The following is a 25,018-nucleotide window of genomic DNA, read 5'->3' on the forward strand; positions in this document are numbered from 1 at the left end:
AGGCCCGAGTGGCGAAGCACGGCGTACCCAAGCCGGAAGAAATGGCGGAGTCGGCCGAGGCTCTGGCCGTTGAGGCTGAGGCGGCGCCTACGCCCAACCCAGCTGTCCCGCTTGCTGCCGAGCCGGTTTCCAGGTCGGTGGCGGATCCTGCTGCCGAGCCTGCACGCCGGGGCAAGCCACGGCGTCGGGCGCTCTGGCTGGGTGCCGGCGCTGTCGCCGCCCTCGCGATCGGCGTGGCAGCCTGGTCGCTGTGGCCCGCATCCGATGTGCACTCCGTCACCGTGCTCGGAGTGGAGTACTCCACGAACCTGCAGATCGAGGAGCACGACGGCTACGCCTACGTCACCGTGCCCGTGAACACGGAAGCCGGATCGACTGTGCTCGAGGTGACCGACGCCGACGATACCCGCACGATACGCGAGTTCCTCGCCGGCCTCGACACGCTCGTGCCAGGCGAGCACGTGCTCACCCTGCGTACGGCAAATCTGCACATCATTGTCGACGGCATGGTGGAGTAGCGCAGGTGCGTTGGCTGCCACCTTGCTCCCAACCCGCTCCCCAGCCGCCCGGCTTGACCCTCCCGTAGGAGGAGACCCCATGCTTGCATCATGCTGAACATCGGAGACTTTGCCGGAATCACCGGGCTGAGCGTGAAGGCGCTCCGCCACTACGACGAAAAAGGGCTGCTCGTCCCAGACTCGGTCGATGAGCGCTCGGGATACCGGCGCTACGGCGAGGGGCAAGTGCGCGCTGGCGCCACAGTGCGGGCGCTCCGGGCCGCGGGGTTGTCCCTGCCGGAGATCGCAGAGGCGGCGGCACAGGACTCGGCGGTGTCGGCCGTGCGAGCCCACCGGGATCGGGTGCTCGTGGAGCGCGAGCGCGAGGATCGCGCCTTCGCTGCCGCCGAACAGGAGCTGCGTGCGCTCCGTGTTCCCGTGAGTATCGAGCTGCGGCATGCGCCCGAGCAGCACTTCGTTGGCCGCCCGCTGCACGCGCCCAGCGAGGATCCTGATGCACTCACCGATGACGACGCGAACGCCACATTCGCCGAGCTATACGGGCAGCTCGTGGGCGCGGGGATCCCGCTGAGCGGTGAATTCTGGACTGCGCTGCGCTCGGGGAGCGCGGGGACCTCGAGCTCGTGGGGTGCTGGGCGGTGCCCGGCCCGCTCGACTCGGAGTGGGCGCACCCCGGCGACCACGTTGGCATCCTCCCAGCGCGCACCGAACTCGTCGCCCAGTGGCGGCCGGAGCACGGTGAGGAACTGCCTGATGGGGCGACGCATCCCGCGATCATCGCACTCTTCGACGCGCTCGACGAGCGCGGCATCGAGCTGCGTCTCAACCGCATGGAGGTGCGGCAGACCGTGCTTGGACAGGATCCCGACGATTGTACGGTGGAGGTCTCGGTTCGCATCCACGAGCGCACGGCAGGCTAGTGCCGGTGGGCGACGACCACGGCGGAGGCCGATATCGGCGGTGTCGGGCATACCATCAACGGAGGGACGCCGCGGTGCGTCCCCGACCGACGACGCACACGGAGGAGCGCCATGGGAAAACGGAAGACCCCGGAGGAGCGTGCCGCTGAGGAAGCACGCTACATCCTCGCGCAGGGCGCCTGCACAGATGATGAGTTCGAACCATTCTTCACGGACTCACACCAGGCGATCCGCAATACCGCCGCGATGAATCCGGACGCGAGCCCGGCCGTGCTTGCGCGCTTCGCGCAGGATCGCTTCTGGAGTGTGCGCGTGGCCGTCGCCGAGCATCCGAGCACGAGCCGGGAAACCGTGCTCGGACTGCTCGAGGAGTCGCCGGCCCGTCGCGGGGTGGTGCACCATGCGGCACGCGAGCGACTCGAACGAGAGGGCGTGAAATTCGGCGAGGATGGTATGCCTGAGGCAGCGGAGGGGCAGTGAGCGGGACGTGCGCGCAGCGCAGAGCCGGGGGGCAATGACTGAGCAGGTCGCTACACTCAAAACACTGCCCAGATCGATCGGCTGCGGCATACCGAACACACGAAAGGTGACGCACATGGGAGCATGGGGCAGCGCACCCTGGGACACGGACGGTGCTGCGGATTGGTTCGCTGAATTCTTCGAGGGGATTGACGCAGACGCGCGCATCTCCGAAGCGTTCGAGGCGGACGACGACTACGACCGCATTCGTGCAGCTGGGTACCTCCTCGCTGTGCTCGGCCGCGGCTACATCTGGCCAGGCGATCTTGAGCGACTCGACGCGCTGTTCAAGCGTGGGATCGAGCTGCTCTCCGAGATGCTCGAGCCCGACTCTGAATTCCGCGAGCTCTGGGAAGACGATCCCGAGGTTCTTGCCGCAGTTCGCGCAGAGCTCACTGTGCTCGAAACGCGACTCAACGGCGATCCTGGCGAGAGCGAGAGCGAGAGCGAAGAGGATGACGAGGCAGAAGCGCCAGCCGAATCATAGCTCGGGGCTGCCGCCGGGTCTTGCGAACGACCCGTTCAGCTTCCGCGTCACCGCGAGCGGGGAGCTCCACGTGTTGCGCGGCGGCCGCACTGTGACGGTGCTGCGTGGCAGCAGCGCTGAACGAACCCGTGCGCGTCTGGGGCGCGACCTCGAACACGATCAGCAGGTGCTGGCGCGAGCCACTGGGAATTACAAGCGCGGTACAGAACGAGGTAGGGTCTGAAGCTGGTCCACTGCCCTGCCGAGCAGGTGAGGGCCAGTATCCCATCTGAGAAAGGCCCCCATGACCGACGAGACGCCTGAGACCACGCAGCTTCCCCCGTGCCCCGAGTGCGCGAGCGAGTACGCGTACGAAATGGGAGCGCTGCTCGTCTGCCCGATGTGCGCACATGAGTGGGCCCCAGCCGGGGCAGGCGAAGACTCGGAGGACCCCAGTGACGAGGGCGACGGCCGCATCCGCGATGCGGTCGGCAACGTGCTCGCCGACGGAGACACCGTAGCGCTTGTCAAAAGCGTCAAGATTTCGGGCGGCGGCGGTGGCACGATCAAAGTGGGCACGAAAGTGCGCGGAATTCGACTGACCGAAGACACGGGCAACGGACACGACATCGACGCGCGGATCCCGGATTTTGGTCGTTTGCAGCTCAAATCCAGCGTGGTGAAGAAAGTCTCCTAGCGCGGAGCCACGCCACGCGCCCCACGCGCCCGGTGAGCCGTCTAGCATGAGGCATATGTGGACGGTGAACAAGACTCGGAATTCTCGTGCGGGGCGAGCGATGCTCGGGGTGCTTGCCCTCACGCTCGCGCTCTCCGGCTGCGCACATCTCACCCCTGGGCTTCCCGACGGTTCCAGCGCGCGCTCCGGAGAGCTCACCGCCTCGGAAAGTGTGCCCCCGTCAGAGGCTGCAGCACGCCAAGCGAGCGATTTTCCAGAAGTGTACGAACAGCAGATCAGCTGGCGAGCGTGTTCCGCCAGCGACGGCCTCGACCGGGTGCTCGCACAAGCGCTCGAGGACGCTGACGTGGACGTCAGCGAGATCCGCTGCGGCACCGTGCTCGCACCATTCGACTGGACGGACCCGGACGACACAGACCAGATCACGCTTGCGATCGTGCACATTCCGGCAACGGGTGACGCACCGATCGGCACACTGCTCGGCAATCCGGGCGGGCCAGGCGCCACCGGCGTCGATTTCATGCTCGGAATGCCGCTCTCGCCCGGCTTTGAGCCGGTCCTTGAGCAGTACGATCTCCTCGGCTTCGATCCGCGCGGGATCGGGAACAGCACGCCGCTCGACTGTGACGGGGGCGGATCAGAGATTCTTGCGATCCAGATCGGTTCCTGCGTCGCAACGAACCCGATAGCGCACACCATGGGCACCTCGCAGGTCGCGCGCGACATGGAACTGTTGCGTGCACTCATCGATGCTGAGAAGCTCGATTTCTTCGGATACTCCTACGGCACGATGCTGGGCGCAAGCTACGCCACCCTGTTCCCCAACCGCGTGGGCCGGATGGTGCTTGACAGTGCAGAAAACGCACAGTGGGCAAGCCCAATCCATCGCTTCGACCAGTCGGTGGCGATCGCCAACGCCACGGTGTCACTCGCCACGTCGTGTCGCACGGAGTTCCGCGACGAGGTCGAGGTCTGTCCGTTTGTCGATGAGGATTCGCTGCTGCGTGTGCTCAGCGAACTGAACGAGACACCGCTCGTGGCGAGCGACGGCACAGAGCTGAGCGGTGATCTGCTGCAGGCATATCTCACTGAGACGCTGTACCAGAGCCACTACGAGCGCGGCCGCGCACTCGATCAGATTGCACTCGCCCTGCTGGGGGACCAGGACGCGATCGACGGGGTCGCTGCGATCTTCGCGAGCAACGAGGGGAGCGTCGACCTCGCCATGGAGATCGTCACCTGCCACTCCTTCCCGATCGAGCCCGATATTCCCGGCCTCCTCGCGCACATCCGGGAGACAGGAATGCCCCGTCTGCTCGGTGGCCCCGAGATCACCGACGACACCCTCGCGCCGTTCGTTGATCTCTCCTGCTACGCACTGCCCGAGAGTGGTCTCGACATCACAGAGCGCTTTGATGCGAGCGAAGCGGATCCGATTCTCGTGATTGGGATCACCGGAGATCACGCCACCCCCTACCAGTATGCGAAAGAGCTCGTCGAAGAATTGGGCAACGCCACGCTGCTGACGCTGGATGGCCAAGGGCATGCCGCCTCCTACAGCGGTCGGTCTACGTGCATCGACTCCGCAGTCACGAGCTACCTGCTCAGCGGTGACCTCCCGAAGCCTGACACCGTGTGCCGCGACGACGACCGCAGTTGAGGCGATCTGGCTGGCACTCGGCATAGAATCCTTGCCACACCACAATTCCCACCAGGAGGCAGCATGTCTGAACAGGTGAAAGGCCCGAAGTCCTACTTCCCGTCGATCGAGTCGAAGTACGGCAAGACGGTCGAGGAGTGGTTCGCTGAGCTGCGTCCGCTCGCGGGGCAGAAGCACATGGACCAGGTCGCGTTCCTGAAGGAGCAGGGCATGGGCCACGGGCATGCGAACGCGCTGGTGCACGTCTTCCGCGCCGAACACGGCGGCGCGTAGTCGGTGCGCCGACACCGCGCGCTCCGCTGAATGATGCGCCGCGCACGGCTCCAGGCATACCATCGGCATATGAGGCTACGTTCCGTTCGTGCGCAATTGCGACTGCGCTGGGCGGTCGCGCTCGCGGTCGGACTCATCGCAGGGGTGCTCGCTACGCCTGCGCTGGGCCCAGCCGCGGGTGTGCTGGTGGGGTGGGGCGTGCTCGCGTTGGTCAGCACCACTTGGGTGCTCCTGCAGATCTGGCCCATGGACCCGGCGGCTACGCGCGCACACGCCACGGCTGAGGATCCCGGACATCGCATCGCCAGGATCGTCGCCATCCTCGGCAGCGTGATCAGTCTTGGCGCGGTCGGCGTCGTCATTGTTGAGGCCCGCAGCGCTGCAGACGGGGAAGCCGTGGCCCTCGCCGGCATAGCGGTGCTGAGCGTGGTGTCCTCGTGGGCATTGATCCAGACGAACTACCTGCTCCACTACGCGCGGGTCTATTACGAGCCGGGAACGCGGGACGGGCTAGCCAGGGGGATCGACTTCAATCAGGACGACGACCCGTGCTACACCGATTTCGCGTATTTCTCGGTGGGACTGGGCATGACCTACCAGGTCGCTGACACCGATGTGACACGGGCGGAGATCCGCAGGATCGTCATCGCGCAGACCCTGCTCGCGTACTTGTTCGGGGCCGGGATCCTGGCCGTCGTCATCAACCTGATTGCCGGACTCGGCTGATCCAGCACCAGCACCAGCACGCCACGGCGGTAACGTCTCGCCCGCTTTGCGTCCGGCTTTGCGTCGGGCTTTGCGTCGGGCTTCGCGTCCCGCGAAATCACAGCCCGTTCTGAAGCGCCGGCGATACGCTGCTGACATGAGCACTCCTGCACCGGACGCGTTCGCCGCTACCCAGGAGGAGGTCGACGTTGACGACGAGATCACGATCTCGGCAAGCGCCCTCCGCACGCTGGGCGATCAGATGCAGCGGTTCCTCCTCGAGTATCGCTTTGCGATGCAGGAGGTTGAAACGAAACTTGCCATCCTGCGCGAGGAGTTCCTCCACATGCACGAGTACAACCCGATTGAGCATGTCTCAAGTCGGGTGAAATCGGTCGACAGCCTCGTCTCAAAGCTGGAGCGGCGGGGGATCAGTAGCGAATTTGAGGTCATCCGCACCGAGATTCAAGACATCGCAGGCGTCCGTGTCACCTGCGCCTTCATCCACGATGTGTACCGGCTCTTCGACCTCCTGACTCAGCAAGACGACATCACGGTGCTCGAAGTCGAGGACTATATCGAGACTCCGAAAGACAACGGCTACCAGAGCCTGCACACGATCCTCTCGATCCCCGTCTATCTCTCGACCGGCCGCGTCGACGTGCCGGTTGAAGTCCAGTTCCGCACCATCGCGATGGACTTCTGGGCCAGCCTCGAACACAAGATCTACTACAAATACGCACGCCAGGTGCCGGACACTCTCACGCGCGAGCTCAAGCACGCCGCCGATACCGCAGCAGAACTCGACACCCGCATGGAACGGCTGCACGCTCAGCTGCACGGCGCGCCGCCCCCGCACACCGGCCCGATTAACCTGCAGCGGGTACAAGAGGCAACCAGGCAGCAGCGGATCGCGCGTATGCAGGAGCCTGAACCACAACGGCGCACCGTTCGCCCGGTGTAGTCTGCGGCGCCCGTGCGCTACGGTCGAAGCGTGGAGAGCGAACACCTGCCGGGAGGATCGGGCGGCGTCTGGCGCATGCGGAGCGCAGACGGTGAGACGCGCGTCCATCGGCCGACTGGCCCCTGGACCCCCGCCGTGCATCACCTGCTGGCGTTTCTGAACGAGCGTGGACTCGACGGGATCCCTGCGGTGCATGGGATCGACGCGGAACATCGCGAGGTGCTCGACTACCTCCCGGGAGCGACACTTGATCCTGAGACCGAGGAAGTCGACGACGCCGCGCTCGCTGCAGCCGCGGCCTGGCTCCGACGCTTTCACGATACAGTGCGCGAGTTCCGGCCGGGCGCACTCGAATGGCGCCAAGGCGTCCAGGAGCTCGCCTCAGACGAGGTGATCTGTCACAACGATCCCGGGCTCTACAACTGGGTCGTGGTGGACGGTGAATTCGCCGGCATGATCGACTGGGATCGCGCGGGGCCGGGCCGGCCGATCGACGATCTCGCCTTCCTGTGCTGGTCAGGGGTGCCGCTGCTGCGTGAACTTCCCGTTGCGGACGCCGCTCGCCGTGTCGCGCTTGCCGCTGCATCCTACGGTGACATCGATCCGAGTGAACTCCTCGACGCGGTGGACGCCCGCATGGGCCTGATCGCTGCTCGCTGGCGCGCAGGGATCGAGCGCGGAGATCCTGGCACGATCGCTCTGCGCGACGCCGGAGTGATGGACCGACATCTTGCCCGCGTTGCGGGTTTCGACGCGCGCCGGGAGCTGATCCGGGCCGCACTGGGCACGATTGCGAACCACTGAGGGAGCGAAACATGACTGTGCACGATGACCGGGCCGCCGCAAACCGAGCGTCCACGTTGACCCTGACCGATGGGGGCATCGAAACTGCCCTCGTGGATCGGCTCGGCCAGGAACTGCCAGAGTTCGCCGCATTCGTGCTGCTGCAGAGCGTTGACGGGCGCGCCGCGCTCCGCGAATACTATCGGCCATTCGTTGAGTTGGCTGCCGAGCGCGGGCTTCCGCTCGTGCTCGACACCCCGACGTGGCGCGCAAACCCAGATTGGGGTGCCCGGGTGGGGGCCGACACCGCTGCGCTCGCTCAGGCCAACGGCGATGCCGTCGCGCTCGTGCGCGAGGCGAGCGAGGATCGCGGCGATGAAGTGCCGCTCGACGTCATCATCAATGGGTGTGTCGGCCCGCGATTTGACGAGTTCGTCCCGGCGGAGCGAATGACAGCCGAGGAAGCTGAACGCTATCACTCCCAGCAGGTCGTAGCACTCGCAGAAGCGGGGGCCGATCGGGTCACTGCCGTCACGATGCTCGATGCGGCAGAAGGAATCGGCGTGATCCGAGCAGCACAGGCGGCGAGGATTCCCGTCGCGGTTTCATTTGCCGTTGGCGCTGACGGATTGCTCGGCGACGGCAGCACCGTTGCCGAGGCGATCGCCGCGGCCGATGCCGCCACAGACGCCGCAGCCATTGGGTTTCTCGTGAACTGTGCGCACCCGAGCGAGGTGACCCTCGGCCTCTCGGCGAGCGCTAGTGCTCCCGAACTGGAACGGATCATTGGCTTCCGGCTGAACGCCGCTGAGCAGGGCGACGAAGGTGCAGGGGATCCGCCGGCCACCTTTGCTGCCGGCGTCCACGCGCTGCGATCGCTCGCGCCAAACGCCGTGGCACTCGGCGGCTGCTGCGGCACCGATGTTCCGCATATCAGGGCGCTCGCTGAGGTGTAATTCGCGGTGCAAAGTATGGCCTACTGGGCATACTGACACGGAATACGTGATTCGAATGGTTAGGGTGGGGGTGTGAATAAGGACCCACTGGAGGAACTCTTCGGCACGCCCGATGAGACGCCCGAGCCTGTCCCTGCCCGTGAACGCCTCGCGTATGAGCAGGCGGATCGGGTGCGCACTGCACAGTTCCCCGCCGAACGAGGCGCAGTCGGACGTGCCCAGAGCGAGGCACCCAGCTCGCGCGCGCAGGCAGCGAAGCCATGGATTATCGTCGGTGTCGTTGCCGTGCTCGCCATCATCGGCGCAATCGTGGTGCTGAATATGGCCCGTGGTCAGGAGGCGCCGGCTCCGACCGCGAGCACCACCACCACCCCCACAACGTCACAGCAGACGACACCTCCCACAACGCCGAGCACACAGCCGACTGAGAAGCCGGAGACGGAAAAACCGGACGACGAGGTGCCGTCAGTTGAGGTGGGGGACACCATCGTGTTCCCCATTGGCCCGTGGAATGCGACATCGCAGTGGCCACAGCGGCTCGGCGGCGCGAGCTTCGAGATCCCGACACAGACAGATTTGCGTCTCAGCGGCGAACTGTTCAATTCATTCCCCGCGGAGTGTGAGGCAATGCGCACGCAATGGGGCGCAACGAAACTCGCCGACGGCAGCTTTGAAGTTGCGAAGCCCGCCACGAAGTGTGCGGCTGCACCGGAGCTGTACGACGAGGTCTGGGGGCTGCTCGACGCCTGGGTGAAGACAATCAAGGTCGGCTAAGGAGCACCGAACAAGCTGGGCCAGAGGGCGAGCGCGAGCGGATACCCGGCGAAGCTGACGATGTCGAGGATCCAGTGCGCCACAATCAGGGGCAGGATCCTGCCGAAGCGGTGGTACGCCCAACCGAACACGATGCCCATGACGACATTGCCGAGAAAGCCGCCGAACCCCTGGTAGAGGTGGTAGCTGCCACGCAGCACCGCGCTCGTCAGGATGATCGCGATCGTGCCGAGACCGAGTCGCCGCAGCCGGTCAAACAGATACGCCACGACAATGAGCTCTTCGCTCAGCGCCGCGCGCAATGCCTGAAGCACGAGCACCGGCACAGTCCACCAGAACGCGTCGAGGCTGGTCGGCACCACTGTGAGGTTGATTCCGATTGCCTTGGAAACCAGGTAGAAGGCGATTCCCGGGATCCCGATCAGCGCTGCGAGCCCGACACCCCAGCCGGTCTCGCCCAGCCACCAACGGCGGCTGGCGCCGGTTGAAACGTTGACCGGGGCACCGAAGCCGAGCCGGCCGAGTCGCGGGGCGGCTGAGCGCCACAGGAGGAACACCACAAGCGCGGTTGGTGCGAGCCCGAAGCCGAACGCGAGGAGCTGATAGACCAGATCAAACACTGGGCGTTCAGCGAGCGAGCGATTGATCGTTGTCGATTGCTCGGCAAGCGTGGTGTCGCGTGTGAGACGCTCGGTGATGGCGACGATGGCGTACACGGCAGAAGCGCCGAACGACAGGGCGAGCACGATGCCAATTTCCCAGCGCAGCCGGGCTCGAGATGCTGAGACATTCACGGGTTCAGGCTATCGCTGGAGCGGTGCAGAGTTCCCGGGAGATTCTGGTGGGTTCGTACAGACTTCTGCCCCGACTCCCGCGTGGAGTTTGCGGACATCTACAGTACTGGGTCACGAAGTCGTTACGTGGACCGTTTTCGAAAATGCGGTGGAAATCTGTCGATAGTCTGGTGGAGTACACATCTCAATCCCGCGGGGGATGGGCTTCACTTTGTTGTGACGTGCCCGGCTCCGCGGGCATGTTCAAGGAGGACACCAGTGAAGCGATCACGGATGGGCTTAGGGTTCATTGCTCTGGCCACCGCCGGCGCGTTCGCCCTTTCAGGGTGCACGTCGGGTGACGGATCGACCGGCAATGCAGCCGGAAGTGGCGAAGGCATCATCACTGTCAACGCTACCGAGCCTCAAAAGGGCCTGATCCCTGCTGATACGACTGAAGTGGGTGGCGGCAAGGTCGTCGACGCACTGTGGGAAGGCCTCGTCTACTACGATGCCGAAGGCGCTACCCAGATGGGTGTCGCTGAGTCGATCGAATCAGATAACGGAACAACCTGGACGGTGAAGCTCCGCGACGACGCGGTGTTCTCCGACGGGACACCGGTGCTCGCGAAGAACTTCGTTGATGCGTGGAACTACGCAGCAAACGTCGACAACGCTCTCGGCAACCAGTACTTCTTCAGCGCTATCGCTGGTTTCAGCGAGACCGAGCCCGTGGAGGAGCTATCCGGTCTGAAGGTGATCGACGATCACACCTTCACCATCGAAGCGACACCGGATTTCCCGGACCGTCTCGGATACTCGGCGTACTACCCGCTCCCTGATGTCGCGTTCGAAGACATGGAGGCCTTCGGCCAGTCGCCGATCGGCAACGGCCTCTACAAGTTTGCGAGCGACGACGCCTGGAAGCACGATGTCGAGATCAAGCTGGTGAAGAACGACACCTATGTCGGACCCCGTGAAGTTGCCAACGGTGGCATTGACTTCAAGGTCTACGCTTCCCTCGACGCCGCATACACGGACCTGCTGGCGAACAACCTCGACGTGCTCGATCAGATCCCGGATACGTCGTTCGCTGTGTTCCAGGATGAGCTCGGAGATCGCGCGATCAACCAGGCCGGCGCTCTGATGACGACGCTGACGATCTCAGAGAACCTTGAGCACTTCTCCGGCGAAGAAGGCAAGCTGCGCCGCCAGGCGCTGTCAATGGCAGTTGACCGCGAAGAGATCATCGATGTGATCTTTGAGGGCACGAACATCCCGGCGAAGGACTTCACTTCCCCGATTGTTGACGGCTACACCGAGGACCTGACGGGTGTCGAGAACCTCGACTTTAACCTGGAAAAGGCCAAGGAACTGTGGGCAGAGGCCGACAAGATGAGCCCCTACGAAGGAACGCTCGAAGTAGCGACGAACTCCGACGGACCGCACCAGGTGTGGATTGAGGCAGTCGCGAACCAGTGGGCCAACAACCTCGGCGTGACGGCTGCTCCGAAGCTGTACCCGACTTTCCAGGCTTTCCTGGATGATCGCGAAGCGGACACCGTTGGCGGCCCGTTCCGGTCCGGCTGGCAGGCTGACTACCCGGGTGCTTACAACTACCTCCAGCCCCTGTACTACACGGGCGCAAGCTCCAACCACGGCTTCTACAGCAACAAGAAGTTTGACACGCTGCTTGACGAGGCTGTGCAGGAAGCAGACCACGACAAGTCGGTTGCGAAGCTGCAGGAAGCACAGGAGATCCTGCTCGACGAAATGCCGTCGATCCCGCTGTGGTACCAGGGGACCACCGGTGGACACGGCGAAAACGTCGACAACGTCGCTTTCGGGTGGAATTCCGTTCCCATCTTCAACGAGATCACCAAGAAGTAACACATAGAGGCAGGCCCCGGAGAATCCTCCGGGGCCTGCTGCCGTGTCGCACCACCATCCGAGGTGCGGCGCACGCAACCGCTTCCCAAATCGACGGACACCGAAGTCCGCTGGTTTGTTACGCATCACAACTGCGAGAGAATACAGACATGCATAGTTCCATCGGACGGGAGAGGAGCAGCGAATGCTGAGATACATCCTCTTTCGAATCCTTCAAGTGATTCCAGTACTCCTGGGCACCACGTTCTTGATCTACTTCATGGTGTTTGCCATGCCCGGCGACCCTGTCGCCGCGATGTTTGGCGAGAAGGTGCCAAGTGAAGCGATCTTGGATCGTCTTCGAGAGCAGTACAACCTTGATCAGCCGTTCTTTATCCAGTATCTGCTGTACCTGAAGGGCATCCTGGTCGGTGACTTTGGTATGAGCTTCTCGGGTGAACCGGTCTCTGAGATTCTCGCTCGGGCGTTCCCGGTCACCATCAAGCTGGCGGCGATGGCGATTGTACTTTCCCTCGTGCTCGCGATTGTCATCGGACTCTTCTCGGGCCTGCGCAAGGGCAAACTGTTCGACAACATCAACCTGATCGTCGGACTCGTATTCATGAGCATCCCGATCTTCGTGATTGCATTCATCGCGCAGTACGGACTTGGACTCAAACTCGGGTGGTTTAGCCCGACCGTCGGCGCGGGGGCTCCGACGAAAGACCTTCTCCTTCCGGCAATCGTGCTGGGTGTGAGCCTGTACGCCACAAGCATGCGCCTCACACGGTCCTCGGTGATCGACACGCTGAACCAGGACTTCGTACGAACCGCGTATGCGAAAGGTTTGAGCCGCGGGCGTGTCATTCCCGTCCACGTACTCCGCAACTCGCTGATCCCTACAATCACGAATACGGCGACAGACTTCGGCATCTTGATGGTCGGGGCCACGGTCACGGAGGGCATATTTAATGTTCCCGGCGTCGGTAATGTCCTATTCAAGGCGATCCTCAAGGGCGAGAATGCGACCGTCGTGTCGTTCGTTACCGTCATGGTGCTGATCTATCTCGGCGTGAACCTCGTCGTTGACCTTCTGTACGCCGTTCTCGATCCGAGGATTCGCTATGCCTGAGCCCATGAAGCCTGAACGCCGCAACCTCGATGGCGTACGCCCCGTCGCCGAGCACTTCGTTGCCCCGGTGACAGAAACCCCGGTCGCGGCAGTCGACGCCGTTCGGATCGGCGAAAAGAAGTCCTCGCTGTGGCGCGATGCCTGGCGTGACATGCGACGCCGCCCGATGTTCTGGATATCGGCAGCGATCTTGTTGGTTGTTGCACTCGTGTCGCTCCTCCCATGGATCTTCACGCAGGCTGACCCGCGTGCCTGCTCGCTGCAGTTCTCCAATGGTGGGCCCACCGCCGGACACCCGCTTGGATTCAACAAGCAGGGTTGCGATGTCTACTCGCGCATCATCTACGGCACGAATACCTCGGTTTCCGTTGGACTCATCGTCATCGCGCTCACATTTGTGGTGGGCACGATCATGGGCTCCATCGCCGGCTTCTTTGGCGGAGCACTTGATGCGGTGCTCTCCCGCATTGGCGATATCTTCTTCTCGATTCCGTACATCCTTGCTGCGGTCGTCGTGATGAGTGTCATGTCGCAGTACCGCAATCCACTCGTGATTGCACTTGCCATTGGTGGGTTCTCTTGGCCCATTACCGCGCGAATCGTGCGAAGCGAAATTCTCCGTGTGAAGAACGCGGACTTTGTCATGGCAGCCGAATCACTGGGGCTGTCGCGCATGGGCACGATGCTGAAACACGTGATCCCGAATGCGATTGCGCCAGCGATCGTGGTCACAACGATCTCGCTCTCTTCTGCGATCGTTGCAGAGTCGGTGCTGTCGTTCCTCGGTGTCGGTCTTCCCAGCGGGGAGTTCATTAGCTGGGGCAACGACATTAGTGCAGCTCAGCTATCTCTCCGTACCGATCCCATGCCGCTTATTTACCCCTCGCTCGCACTCACTGTTACGGTGCTCGGCTTCATCCTGCTGGGTGAGGTCGTTCGCGATGCGCTCGATCCGAAGGCGAGGGCACGGCGATGAACGCACCCCACTTAGAAGAAACGGCGTCGCCGATGGAACCCGTCCTGAGCGTGCGCGATCTCGCGGTCGCGTTCAAAGTTGACAAGCAACTCAAAGAAGTCGTGCATGGCATCAGTTTTGATGTCTACCCAGGGGAGACGGTCGCGATCGTTGGCGAGTCCGGATCGGGCAAGTCCACGACAATGCACGCTGTGATGAACCTGCTTCCTGGCACGGGCACCATCACTGGTGGCTCCGTGAACTGGCGTGGTCGCGAACTCGTCGGTATCGGCCGGCGCGAGATGGAGACGATCCGAGGGCGCGAGATCGGTCTTGTGCCTCAGGATCCCATGTCGAACCTCAACCCGGTGTGGTCGATTGGCTTCCAAGTTGAGGAAGCGATCCGGGCCAATGGCCTCGCACAGGGGCGCAAAGAGGTGAAGGCCCGCGCCGTTGAGGTGCTCGAACAGGCGGGGCTGCAGAACGCTGAACAGCGAATGAAGCAGTACCCTCACCAGTTCTCTGGCGGAATGAAGCAGCGCGCGCTCATCGGGATTGGTCTGTCGGCTGAACCTGAACTCCTGATTGCTGATGAGCCCACTTCGGCACTCGATGTGACGGTCCAGCGAGTCGTGCTCGATCATTTGGGGAAGCTCACGTCGGAGCTGGGGACCGCCGTGGTCTTCATCACACACGATCTTGGTCTCGCAGCTGAGCGCGCGGAGAAGCTCATCGTGATGTATCAGGGCAACATTGTTGAATCGGGCCCCAGCCGAGAAATCCTGCAGAATCCGCAGCACCCATACACGAAGCGTCTCGTCTCGGCAGCTCCGAGCCTGGCTTCCCGCCGAATTGGCTCCGACTCGACTCTGCCGGCCGCTCCTACCGAGACGTTCGACGTTGCGGCTCTCGCAGACAGCTCGAATCGTGCGGTTAAGCACGGTGAGCCGATGATCGAAGTCAATGACCTCGGGAAGATTTACAAGCTTCGCAAGGGCAACTTCGGCACCGAGGACTTCCACGCGGTCTCTGGTGCCACCTTCACCGTGAAGCGCGGCGAGACGATGGCGCTGGTGGGCGAGTCGGGTTCCGGCAAATCCACGATTGCGAAGATGGTGCTCCAACTCGAGCCGTCGAGCTCGGGTACGATCCGCATTGGCGGCAGGGAGACTGCCGGAATGAAACGGTCGGAGCTCTTCGATCTGAGGCGCACGCTCCAGCCGGTGTTCCAGGATCCGTACGGATCGCTCGACCCGCTGCACAACATCGGGAACACCATTATGGAGCCGCTGAAGATCCACAACGTGGGGGATGCAGCAAGCCGTAAGGCTCGAGTGCTCGAGCTGCTCGATCAGGTTGCCCTGCCGCGTGAGCTCGCAACGCGCTACCCGAACGAACTCTCCGGTGGCCAGCGTCAGCGTGTGGCTGTGGCTCGAGGGCTCGCGCTGAAGCCAGACATCCTCGTGCTCGACGAGGCCGTCTCCGCGCTCGACGTGCTCGTGCAGGCGCAGATCCTCGACCTGCTCGCTGAGCTGCAGCGGGAGCTCGGTCTCACCTACCTGTTCATCACCCACGATCTGGCGGTCGTGCGGTTGATCGCTGACCGCGTCTGCGTGATGCAGCAGGGCAAGATCGTGGAGCAGGCATCCACTGACGAGGTGTTTGAGAACCCGCAGGAGGAGTACACGAAGAACCTGCTCGCTGCGATCCCCGGTGCGGGGATTGAGCTTGGGGTGAACTAACTCTTCATCTGAGTCCTCAGCACATCAGCACTTCAGCCCTCGGCCCGTTTCGGACCGGGGGCTGAAGTGTGGGTGGAGCCGTTGAAGCCAGGTGCCGGTGGAGTTCCATACGGCTCTGCCCGTCGATGGGTCCCAAATGGGGGGCTTCAGCACCCGTGAAGCGCCCAATTGGGACCCATGAATCGATTCACAGGCCCGCACGGCGCGTGGCGGGGGCTGGGGCGGGGCTGGGGCTGGGGCTGGGTGGGGGCTGCGGTGGGGAGCGCGGTTCCTCGGGCACACACGCAAACTTGACACGCGTTGCGCGCGGTTCTGCGTGCGCCGCGAGTGCGATACCCGTTGCGTTGTGCCCATTGAATGTCATTTTGCGAGTATTTCGAGCTGGATTGAGCAGCTTGTTACAAATTGGTCCCAGAGGAAGCAGTGCGGGCCTGAGAGTGACTAGGCTCAGGATGTTGATAGATACGCGCATTGATGCTCGTATTCCTGCTCACTGGAGGAAGCTCTTGAAGAAGACAATGATGTCTGCGGCCGCGCTACTCGGCACTGCAGTTCTGCTCACGGCGTGCGCGAGCGGTGGCTCTGGCGGCAGCGGCGGTTCGGGAGGATCAGGCGGCGAAGCGATCACCGTCGGCACCACCGACGTCGTAACCGCCCTCGATCCGGCTGGTTCGTATGACAACGGCTCGTTCGCCGTCATGACCAACGTGTACCCGTTCCTGCTCAACCATGAGATCGGATCGAGCGAGGTTGCGCCAGATATCGCCGAGTCAGCGGAGTTCACCGCGCCGACGGAGTACACGGTCAAACTCAAGAGCGGACTGAAGTTCGCCAACGGACACGATCTGACGAGCTCAGATGTGAAGCACAGCTTCGATCGACAGGTCGCCATCGCTGACCCAAGCGGGCCGTCGAGCCTGCTCGGCAACTTGGAGAGCGTCGAGGCCGTTGACGAGACGACGGTGGTGTTCACGCTCAAGGAGGCAAACGACCAGACCTTCCCGCAGGTGCTCTCAACGCCGGTGGCGCCGATTGTCGACGAGGAAGTCTTCCCGGCTGACAAGCTCGCAACTGACGACGAGATCGTGAAGGGGAAGGCATTCGCCGGCCAGTACACGCTCGAGAACTTCAAGAAGAACGACCTCGCGTCATACCAGGCGTATGACGGCTACGACGGCCTATGGGGGCCGGCGAAGACCGCCAGCGTCAACGTGAAGTACTTCGCTGACGAGACGAACCTCAGCCAGGCAATGGAGACGAAGGCGATCGATGTCGCATTCCGCAGCCTCTCGGCAACTGACACCGAGAAGCTCGGGAAGACCGATGGGCTGAAGCTCGTTGACGGCCCCGGTGGTGCTATTCGCTACATCGTATTCAACTTCGACACGCAGCCCTTCGGTGCGAAGACACCGGAAGCTGATCCTGCAAAGGCTCTCGCCGTGCGGCAGGCCGCCGCTGACCTCATCGATCGACAGAAGATCGCGACGCAGGTCTACAAGGACACCTTCACCCCGCTCTTCAGCCCGGTGGCGCAGGGCTTTACCGGCGCGACGGACGCGTTCAAGGAACTGTACGGTGACGCGAAGGGTGGCGCAGACGCGGGCGCTGCGAAGGCGCGCCTTGAGGCAGCAGGCGTGACCACGCCGGTGACGCTGCAGCTGCAGTACAACCCGGATCACTACGGCGATGCCTCCGCTGAGGAGTACGCGCTGATCAAGCAGCAGCTCGAGGCCGATGGCCTGTTCACCGTTGATCTGCAGTCCACGGAGTGGGGCCAGTACTCAAAGGACTTCCCGGCCGACGCCTATCCCATGTACCAGCTGGGATGGTTCCCTGACTTCTCGGACGCCGACAACTTCCTCACGCCGTTCTTCGTTGACGGTGGCTTCTTCAACAACCACTACGCCTCGCCGAAGACGAACGAGCTCATTGCGCAGGAACGCGTGGCCGTTGATCCGGCGGAGCGGACTTCTCTCATTGAAGAGGCGCAGGCCGAGGTTGCGAAGGACGTGCCGATGATCCCGCTGCTCCAGGGCACGCAGGTTGCGATCACCACCGACGCAATCGACGGGGTTGTGCTCGACGGTTCCTTCAAGTTCCGCCTCGGAACGATCACCAAGCAGTAACGGTTGATTTCGGCGTGGGGTGGGGCATCGAGCCTCACCCCATTCCGGGACACGCGCTATGACTATTCTTGACGCCTCGGCTGTGTCTTCGCCAACGAAGATGCCCGCTCGCCGCACCCGCGGTGGCCTGCTGCGCTACATTCTGTGGCGCGCGGTACTCATCATCCCCACCGTGTTCATCCTGGTCACGATGGTGTTCCTCCTCATGCGGAGCATTGGTGATCCGATCACTGCCGCCGTGGGTGGAAAGCTCCCGCCAGACGAACTCGCGCGGCGCATCCACGATGCCGGCTATGACCGGCCGATCCTCACCCAGTACTTCGAATACCTCGGACAGGTGTTCACTGGCAATTTCGGCACGACGATCAGTGACAATCGGCCCGTCACCGAGGTGCTCGTCACCTTTGGCTCGGCCACGCTCGAACTCGCGTTCTTCACGCTGATCGTTGCATTCGTCGTCGGCATTCCGCTCGGCATGCTCGCGGCCTACTATCGGGACCGCGGCCCCGATGCTGCGCTGCGCATCTTCGCGATCTTCACCTACGCGACGCCCGTATTCTTCTCTGGCCTCCTCATGAAGCTCATTTTCGGAGTGTGGCTCGGCTGGTTCCCCCTCTCAGGGCGCGCTTCGATCGGCACCGAACTGCAGTTGCAGATGCTCGACGGGCCATCGGGGTTCTATCTGATCGACGCGATCCGCACCGGCAACCTCGCCAACGTGGGAGATGTGCTGGCCCACGCCGTGCTCCCAGCGTTGACGCTCGGCATGATGACCGCTGGCATTTTCTTGCGCCTCGTACGCACCAATATGATCGGCACGCTCGGACGGGAATACATCGATTCGGCACGCTCGCGCGGCGTGCGGGAATTCCGTCTCGTCACCAAGCACGCGTATCGCCCCGCGCTGATCCCCATCATTACGGTGATTGGCCTGCAGATCGCAATGCTGCTCGGCGGTGCGGTGCTGACCGAGACCACCTTTGAGTGGAAGGGCTTGGGCTTCCAGCTCGCTCACTATCTCAGCGCCCGCGACTTTGTTGCGGTGCAGGGGATCGTCGCGCTGCTCGCCGTGATCGTCGCGCTGAGCAACTTTGTGGTCGACGTCGTGGCCGCGCTGATCGACCCGAGAGTGAGGTACTGAGATGTCGGCTCCAACGGAAACCGAAGCGATCCTCACCGCAGACCGTCCTGAGCGCGGCTGGCACTCCTGGCCGCTGATCAAGCAGCTGCGGCAGAGCGTTGGCCTGCAGCGTGGCATGCTGGTCGCTGGGCTCGTGCTCATGGGAGTGTTCATCGTGCTCGCGGCGTTCGCTCCGCTGATCGCGCCCTACGATTTCAACGCGCTCTCGGGGCCTGACGGGGACTTCGGATCTCGCACGCCCCCATCAGCTGCGCACCCGTTCGGCACCACGATCGCAGGATATGACGTGCTCTCGCGAGTGATCTGGGGCTCGCGTACCGCGCTGCTCGTGATTGTGATCGCAGTGCTCGCCTCGATCTTCGCTGGCACGCTGCTCGGACTCGTCTCCGGGTATCTTGGCGGTGCTCTTGATCGCGTACTCGTGATGCTCACCGACGCGATCTACGCGTTCCCCTCGCTGCTGCTCGCGATTGTGATGTCTATTGTCATCTCCGGAGGCCAGTCGAGTCTCTGGGGTGGGATCTGGTCGGCGGCGCTGTCGATCACGGTCGTATTCATCCCGCAGTATTTCCGGGTCGTGCGCTCTGAAGTGGTGCGCGTGAAATCCGAGGTGTTCGTCGAGTCCGCACGCGTGATCGGCGCGAGCCGGAGCCGGATCATGTTCCGGCATGTGCTGCGCAACTCGACGCGGTCGCTGCCGCTCGTCTTTACTTTGAACGCTTCCGAAGCGATTCTGACCCTCGCTGGCCTCGGGTTTCTCGGCTTTGGTATCGAGCCGAACTCGGCGGCGGAGTGGGGCTATGACCTGAACAAGGCGATCGCCGATGTCACGAATGGGATTTGGTGGACCAGCCTGTGGCCCGGCCTTGCAATCGTGCTCGTGGTCACTGGTCTGACGCTGACTGGGGAGAGCCTGAACGACCTCGCGGATCCGCGCCTGCGCAGTCGCAGACGCGTCAAAGCGGGCAGCGGCACGGTCGAAGAAACCTCGATCGCTGCGCGCCAGGAAGGAACGACGCTATGAGTCAGCAGACGAATCCGATGCGGACTGAGCGTGTGCTCGATATCCGCGATCTTGAAGTGACCTTTGCCACTGATCAGGGCGCTGTGCGTGCGGTGAACGGAGTGTCGCTCGCCGTGGAGCCCGGTCGGGTACTCGCGGTGGTGGGCGAGTCAGGATCCGGCAAGACGGTCTCCGCGCGCACCGTGCTGGGGTTGCTGCCTGAGACCGCAATCGCGTCCGGTTCGGTGATCCTATCGTCTCGCGACGGCAGCGAGACGAACGACGTGCTCCACCTCACGGGAGAAGAGCTGAGACGTGTGCGCGGCAGAGACGTCGCGATGGTGTTCCAAGAGCCGTCCACCGCGCTCAACCCCGTCTACACGGTGGGGTGGCAGATCGCTGAGGGGCTGCGTGCGCACGCCAAACTCTCCAAACGAGAGGCACGCGAACAGGCGATTGCGATGTTGGAGCGGGTGGGGATCCCGGATCCGCGCGAGCGCGTTGATTCGTACCCACACCAGCTTTCTGGCGGCCAGAAGCAGCGCGTGATGATCGCCATGGCGCTCGCGCTGCGGCCGGGACTCATCGTCGCTGACGAGCCGACCACGGCGCTCGACGTCACGGTGCAGGCGGAGATCCTGGACCTGTTGCGCACACTGCAGGCTGATCTCGGCACGGCGATCCTGCTCATCACGCACAACATGGGTGTCGTTGCGGACCTTGCAGACGACGTCGCCGTGATGTACCAGGGTGAGGTGATCGAGCGTGCGCCGGTGGCTGAGCTGTTTGCGCACCCGCGCGAGGACTATACGAAGCAGTTGCTGCAGGCGGTGTTGAAGCTCGGCGACGGCAGGATCCGAGTGGCGGATCGCGCCGAGGCGCCAGCGCCCGGGTCAGCAACGGCCGACACGGGCGAACCCCAGTCGCGTCCTGCTCCGCTCGTGAGCGCCCGCGGTCTCGAGATTCGGTATCCCGGCAGGCTCGGGAAGCCAGGCTTCCAAGCGGTGCGCGGAGTGGACTTCGAGATTTCCGCAGGCGAAGTGTACGGGCTGGTGGGGGAGTCCGGATCGGGCAAGTCCACGATCGGGCGCGCGATTGCCGGCCTGACTCCCGCGACGGGCGGTTCACTCCGCGTGCTGGGGCACGAGATGGTGGGATTCTCAGAACGCAAGTTCCGGGCGGCCCGCCGGGACCTGGGATTCGTGTTCCAAGATCCCGCGTCAAGCTTCAACCCGGTGCTCACCATTGCGGAAAACGTCGCGGAGCCGCTCGTAGTGCACAAGATTGCGCGCACACCTGAAGAGGCCCGCGGGAGGGTGAACGAACTGCTTGAAGCGGTGCAGCTGCCGCGTGCCTACGGTGATCGCTATCCGCACGAGCTATCTGGCGGGCAGCGGCAGCGTGCCTCACTCGCGCGAGGGCTCGCGCTTGATCCGAAACTGCTGATTGCGGATGAGCCGACCTCCGCGCTGGATGTGTCGGTGCAGGCCCGAGTGCTTGAGCTGTTCACCGAGCTGCAGGCTGAACTGGGCTTTGCCACGCTGTTCATCACTCATGATCTTGCGGTGGTCGATGCCCTCGCCGATCGAGTTGGCGTGCTGTACCACGGTGAACTCGTCGAGAGCGGCACGACAACCGAGGTGCTGCAGCACCCGCGCGAGCTCTACACGCAGCGGCTCCTCGCGTCGCTCCCGGTGCCTGATCCCGCTGAGCAAGCAGTCCGCCGCGAACTGGCGCGCGAATTGCGGGAGGCGTAGCCTGCTGGTCCTAGCGCGGCGTCGTGCGATGCACGATCACGGCGCCGACGCAGGCCAGCACGGCGACGGTGAGCACGAACAGCGCCATCGGTAGTGCCGTGTGCTCACCCCATGCGCCCACGAGCGGAGACGCGAGCCCGCCGACGGCAAATTGACCTGCGCCGAGGAGGGCGGATCCGGATCCTTTCGCCGCCCGGGCCCGGGCAAGCGCGAGAGCACTCGCATTCGACATGATGAGCCCGGTGCCACCCGTCAGCGTGAAAGCGCAGACGATAAACGCGGCAGGGGACAGCGTGTTGGTCGTAGCGAGGACCGTGAACGCAGCGCCTGCAAGCACCGCAAACACGGTGCCAAGCACCAGCATGCGCGTCGCTCGCACCGTGCCAGCGAGCTTCGCGTTGATGAAGTTCGCGGTGATCATGGCGAGCGCGCCGGCAGCGAACGCGAGCGAGTACAGGAACGGTGGCATGCCGAGGATGGTCTGGCCGACGAACGGGGAGGCTGAGATATACGCCATCATGCCCCCAAACCCCAGACTAAACACGACCATCAGCAGCAGGAACGCGCGGTCGCGGAGCAGCCTGCTGAAATGGCCGATGGCCGCGCGGAGGCCCGCGGCATTGCGCTGTTCGGAGGGGAGGGACTCCGGGATGAACAGGGCGGCCAGCGCGAACATGACGACCGCGATTCCCGCCAGTGTGGCGAGCACTGCGCGCCAATCGGCGATTGCAGAGATGGCGCCTCCAATCGGAGGCGCGACGAGCGGGCCGAGGCCAACAAACATGGCGATGAGACTGATGGCGCGGATCGCAGCGGCGCCCTCAGTAAGATCGACCGCAATTGCGCGCGACACGACCACACCTGCCGCGCCGGCGAAACCTTGGACGAAGCGAAGCCCGATCAACACACCGATGCTCGGGGAAAACACCATGGCGATGCTCGCGACCGCGAAGACTGCGAGCGCGCCAAGCAACACTCGCCTGCGGCCCCACTGATCTGAGAGTGGGCCGAGCACGAGCTGGCCAGAACCGATTCCGAGCAGGAAAGCGGTGAGCGTGAGCTGTACGGAGGATGCCGGTGCTCCCAGGTCTGCGGCTATCTCAGTGAACGACGACAGATACATGTCGGTCGCGAACGGACCTGTGGCTGCGAGGAACGAAAGCACCGCCAGGAGGCCCGTGGTGAGCTTCGGGCGGGCAGTCATTTTCCGATCATATACGATTGCTGTGAGCGAATCTCGTCAAGATCCGCTAAAATAATGCGTCGGCTTCTTCGGCACCCACGGGGGAAGGTCCCGCGGTGCCCGGCACCCCGCCGTGTCGACGATCAGATCGTCACGTTAGGACACCACCTCTATGGCTCTCGCTACTCGCGAAGACCTCCGCAACGTTGCTATTGTCGCGCACGTCGACCATGGCAAGACCACGCTCGTCGATGCCATGCTGCGTCAGACCAACTCCTTCGATGCGCACGCAGATGTCGACGACCGGGTCATGGACTCGAACGATCTCGAGCGCGAAAAAGGCATTACGATCCTCGCCAAGAACACGGCGATCTCATACGAGGGGGAGCACGCTCACAACGGCCCCATCGTCATCAACGTTGTCGACACCCCGGGTCACGCTGACTTCGGTGGCGAGGTCGAGCGCGCACTGTCGATGGTTGACGGTGTGGTGCTGCTCGTTGACGCCTCGGAAGGCCCGCTGCCGCAGACCCGCTTCGTGCTCCGCAAGGCACTCGAAGCGAAGCACCCCGTCATCCTCGCGGTCAACAAGACTGACCGCCCCGACGCGCGCATCCCCGAGGTCGTCAGCGAAGCGCAGGACCTGCTCCTCGGCCTCGCCTCTGATCTTGCGGACGACGTCCCGGATCTCGACATCGACGCGGTGCTCAACGTCCCCGTCGTATACCTCTCGGGCCGCGCCGGTGCGTCCAGCCTGAATGAGCCCGCCAACGGCACGCTGCCCGATGGTGACACCCTTGAGGCGCTGTTCGGCGCGATCCTCGAGCACGTCCCCGCACCCACCTACGATGACGAGCACCCGCTGCAGGCACACGTCACGAACCTTGACTCCTCGCCGTTCCTCGGCCGTATCGCGCTGCTGCGCGTGCACCACGGTGAGATCCGCAAGGGCGAGACCGTTGCGTGGGTCCGTCACGACGGAACCGTACAGAACGTTCGCATCACCGAGCTCATGCTCACCAAGGCGCTCTCACGCTACAACGCAGAGAAGGCCGGCCCCGGCGACATCGTCGCGATCGCAGGCATCGAAGAGATCACGATCGGCGAGACCATCGCTGACGCAGAGGACGTGCGTCCGCTGCCCATGATCGAGATCGACGAGCCCGCCATCTCGATGACGATCGGTGCGAACACGTCGCCGCTCGTTGGCAAGGTCAAGGGCCACAAGCTCACCGCGCGCATGATCAAGGACCGCCTGGATCGCGAGCTGGTCGGCAACGTCTCGCTCAAGGTTGTTGACGTGGGCCGTCCCGATGCGTGGGAGGTGCAGGGCCGAGGCGAGCTCGCACTGTCGATCCTCGTCGAGAACATGCGCCGCGAAGGCTTCGAACTCACCGTTGGTAAGCCCCAGGTGGTCACCAAGCAGGTCGACGGTAAGACACACGAGCCCTACGAGCACCTGACGATCGATACGCCGGAGGAGCACCTCGGTGCGATCACCCAGCTCCTCGCATCCCGCAAGGGCCGCATGGAGAACATGGTGAACAACGGCACCGGCTGGGTGCGCATGGAGTTCATCGTTCCTTCGCGTGGCCTGATCGGCTTCCGCTCGGAGTTCATGACCACGACTCGTGGCACCGGCATCGCCAACGCGATCTCCCACGGCTACGACGCGTGGGCTGGCCCCATCGTCACCCGCAACAACGGGTCAATCGTTGCTGACCGCACCGGTGTGGTGACCCCGTTCTCGATGATCAACCTGCAGGAGCGGATGACGTTCTTCGTCCAGCCCACGCAGGAGGTCTACGAGGGCATGGTCATCGGTGAGAACTCACGTTCCGAGGACATGGACGTGAACATCACCAAGGAAAAGAAGCTCACCAACATGCGTGCGGCGAGCTCCGACTCCTTCGAATCGATGACTCCGCCGCGCCAGCTCTCCCTTGAGGAATCGCTGGAGTTTGCCCGCGAGGACGAGTGCGTCGAGGTCACCCCCGAGGTTGTCCGCATCCGCAAGGTCGTACTCGAGGCCAACGCACGTGCACGCAGCGCGTCGCGGGTGAAGAACCAGGGCAAGTAACCCAACTTCGCCGCAGGTGCGA

23 protein-coding genes and 1 pseudogene are annotated in these 25,018 nt (G+C 63.5%); 22 read left to right on the forward strand and 2 right to left on the reverse strand.

Going from position 1 to position 25,018, the window contains the following annotated elements:
- Positions 1-8: 8 nt before the first annotated feature.
- The 13 genes and pseudogenes from K1X41_RS13245 (at position 9) to K1X41_RS13300 (ending at position 9,235) form a co-directional block, all read left to right on the forward strand.
- Positions 9-518, forward strand: a complete 510-nt coding sequence (locus tag K1X41_RS13245; protein WP_220174806.1) for a hypothetical protein — start codon at positions 9-11, stop codon at positions 516-518.
- Between the two features lie 90 nt (positions 519-608).
- A pseudogene (locus K1X41_RS15830) lies at positions 609-758 on the forward strand (MerR family DNA-binding transcriptional regulator); the annotation flags it as partial.
- Between the two features lie 398 nt (positions 759-1,156).
- Positions 1,157-1,438, forward strand: a complete 282-nt coding sequence (locus K1X41_RS15835) for a hypothetical protein (protein WP_258566752.1) — start codon at positions 1,157-1,159, stop codon at positions 1,436-1,438.
- A gap of 111 nt (positions 1,439-1,549) precedes the next feature.
- Positions 1,550-1,918, forward strand: a complete 369-nt coding sequence (locus K1X41_RS15840) for a hypothetical protein (RefSeq protein ID WP_258566753.1) — start codon at positions 1,550-1,552, stop codon at positions 1,916-1,918.
- A 115-nt stretch (positions 1,919-2,033) separates the two neighbouring features.
- Positions 2,034-2,444, forward strand: a complete 411-nt coding sequence (locus K1X41_RS13260) for a DUF4259 domain-containing protein (protein ID WP_220174809.1) — start codon at positions 2,034-2,036, stop codon at positions 2,442-2,444.
- 283 nt (positions 2,445-2,727) lie between these two features.
- A complete protein-coding gene (locus K1X41_RS13265) occupies positions 2,728-3,120 on the forward strand; it encodes a zinc ribbon domain-containing protein YjdM (protein ID WP_220174810.1) in 393 nt (130 codons plus the stop codon).
- Positions 3,121-3,175: 55 nt separating this feature from the next.
- On the forward strand, positions 3,176-4,780 hold the full coding sequence (locus K1X41_RS13270; RefSeq protein WP_220174811.1) for an alpha/beta hydrolase: 1,605 nt from the start codon (positions 3,176-3,178) through the stop codon (positions 4,778-4,780).
- A gap of 63 nt (positions 4,781-4,843) precedes the next feature.
- Positions 4,844-5,053: a DUF4287 domain-containing protein gene (locus K1X41_RS13275; RefSeq protein ID WP_132202170.1), complete on the forward strand. Its 210-nt coding sequence runs from the start codon at positions 4,844-4,846 to the stop codon at positions 5,051-5,053.
- 69 nt (positions 5,054-5,122) lie between these two features.
- Complete coding sequence (locus K1X41_RS13280; protein WP_220174812.1) at positions 5,123-5,779, forward strand: DUF1345 domain-containing protein; 657 nt, start codon at positions 5,123-5,125, stop codon at positions 5,777-5,779.
- A gap of 136 nt (positions 5,780-5,915) precedes the next feature.
- Positions 5,916-6,722 (forward strand): GTP pyrophosphokinase, encoded by an 807-nt coding sequence (locus K1X41_RS13285; RefSeq protein ID WP_133615678.1) that lies wholly within the window; start codon positions 5,916-5,918, stop codon positions 6,720-6,722.
- Between the two features lie 30 nt (positions 6,723-6,752).
- Positions 6,753-7,526: a phosphotransferase gene (locus tag K1X41_RS13290; RefSeq protein ID WP_132202176.1), complete on the forward strand. Its 774-nt coding sequence runs from the start codon at positions 6,753-6,755 to the stop codon at positions 7,524-7,526.
- 11 nt (positions 7,527-7,537) lie between these two features.
- Positions 7,538-8,461: a homocysteine S-methyltransferase family protein gene (locus tag K1X41_RS13295; protein ID WP_220174813.1), complete on the forward strand. Its 924-nt coding sequence runs from the start codon at positions 7,538-7,540 to the stop codon at positions 8,459-8,461.
- Between the two features lie 72 nt (positions 8,462-8,533).
- Positions 8,534-9,235, forward strand: a complete 702-nt coding sequence (locus K1X41_RS13300) for a hypothetical protein (protein WP_258566556.1) — start codon at positions 8,534-8,536, stop codon at positions 9,233-9,235.
- Here K1X41_RS13300 and K1X41_RS13305 read toward each other — a convergent pair.
- Entirely contained in the window at positions 9,232-10,029 is a 798-nt protein-coding gene (locus tag K1X41_RS13305; protein WP_220174814.1) for a CPBP family intramembrane glutamic endopeptidase, read from the reverse strand. The genes K1X41_RS13300 and K1X41_RS13305 overlap by 4 nt on opposite strands.
- A gap of 258 nt (positions 10,030-10,287) precedes the next feature.
- Between K1X41_RS13305 and K1X41_RS13310 the strand changes: the two genes are divergently transcribed.
- From K1X41_RS13310 to K1X41_RS13345, 8 genes are all read left to right on the forward strand, one after another.
- Positions 10,288-11,898 carry a peptide ABC transporter substrate-binding protein gene (locus tag K1X41_RS13310; protein WP_220174815.1) on the forward strand — a complete coding sequence of 537 codons (1,611 nt, stop codon included), beginning with the start codon at positions 10,288-10,290 and terminating at the stop codon, positions 11,896-11,898.
- Between the two features lie 184 nt (positions 11,899-12,082).
- Positions 12,083-13,009: an ABC transporter permease gene (locus K1X41_RS13315; protein WP_220174816.1), complete on the forward strand. Its 927-nt coding sequence runs from the start codon at positions 12,083-12,085 to the stop codon at positions 13,007-13,009.
- Complete coding sequence (locus tag K1X41_RS13320) at positions 13,002-13,985, forward strand: ABC transporter permease (protein ID WP_258566557.1); 984 nt, start codon at positions 13,002-13,004, stop codon at positions 13,983-13,985. Before K1X41_RS13315 ends, K1X41_RS13320 begins: the two co-directional genes overlap by 8 nt.
- A complete protein-coding gene (locus tag K1X41_RS13325; RefSeq protein ID WP_220174817.1) occupies positions 13,982-15,706 on the forward strand; it encodes a dipeptide ABC transporter ATP-binding protein in 1,725 nt (574 codons plus the stop codon). Before K1X41_RS13320 ends, K1X41_RS13325 begins: the two co-directional genes overlap by 4 nt.
- 521 nt (positions 15,707-16,227) lie before the next feature.
- Complete coding sequence (locus tag K1X41_RS13330) at positions 16,228-17,832, forward strand: ABC transporter substrate-binding protein (protein ID WP_132203929.1); 1,605 nt, start codon at positions 16,228-16,230, stop codon at positions 17,830-17,832.
- A gap of 58 nt (positions 17,833-17,890) precedes the next feature.
- On the forward strand, positions 17,891-18,973 hold the full coding sequence (locus K1X41_RS13335) for an ABC transporter permease (RefSeq protein ID WP_132202190.1): 1,083 nt from the start codon (positions 17,891-17,893) through the stop codon (positions 18,971-18,973).
- A 1-nt stretch (position 18,974) separates the two neighbouring features.
- Positions 18,975-19,997: an ABC transporter permease gene (locus tag K1X41_RS13340; protein ID WP_132202192.1), complete on the forward strand. Its 1,023-nt coding sequence runs from the start codon at positions 18,975-18,977 to the stop codon at positions 19,995-19,997.
- On the forward strand, positions 19,994-21,733 hold the full coding sequence (locus K1X41_RS13345) for an ABC transporter ATP-binding protein (protein ID WP_243735981.1): 1,740 nt from the start codon (positions 19,994-19,996) through the stop codon (positions 21,731-21,733). The genes K1X41_RS13340 and K1X41_RS13345 overlap by 4 nt, the downstream gene beginning before the upstream one ends.
- Before the next feature lie 10 nt (positions 21,734-21,743).
- Here the strand turns inward: K1X41_RS13345 and K1X41_RS13350 are convergent, their stop codons facing one another.
- Entirely contained in the window at positions 21,744-22,937 is a 1,194-nt protein-coding gene (locus tag K1X41_RS13350) for a multidrug effflux MFS transporter (protein ID WP_220174818.1), read from the reverse strand.
- A 151-nt stretch (positions 22,938-23,088) separates the two neighbouring features.
- On the opposite strand from K1X41_RS13350, the gene typA reads away from it, so the two are divergent.
- Entirely contained in the window at positions 23,089-24,996 is a 1,908-nt protein-coding gene (typA, locus tag K1X41_RS13355) for a translational GTPase TypA (protein WP_132202196.1), read from the forward strand.
- Positions 24,997-25,018: the final 22 nt, after the last annotated feature.

Source organism: Leucobacter luti, assembly GCF_019464495.1.
In the GTDB taxonomy this organism is placed as follows: Bacteria; Actinomycetota; Actinomycetes; order Actinomycetales; family Microbacteriaceae; genus Leucobacter; species Leucobacter luti_A.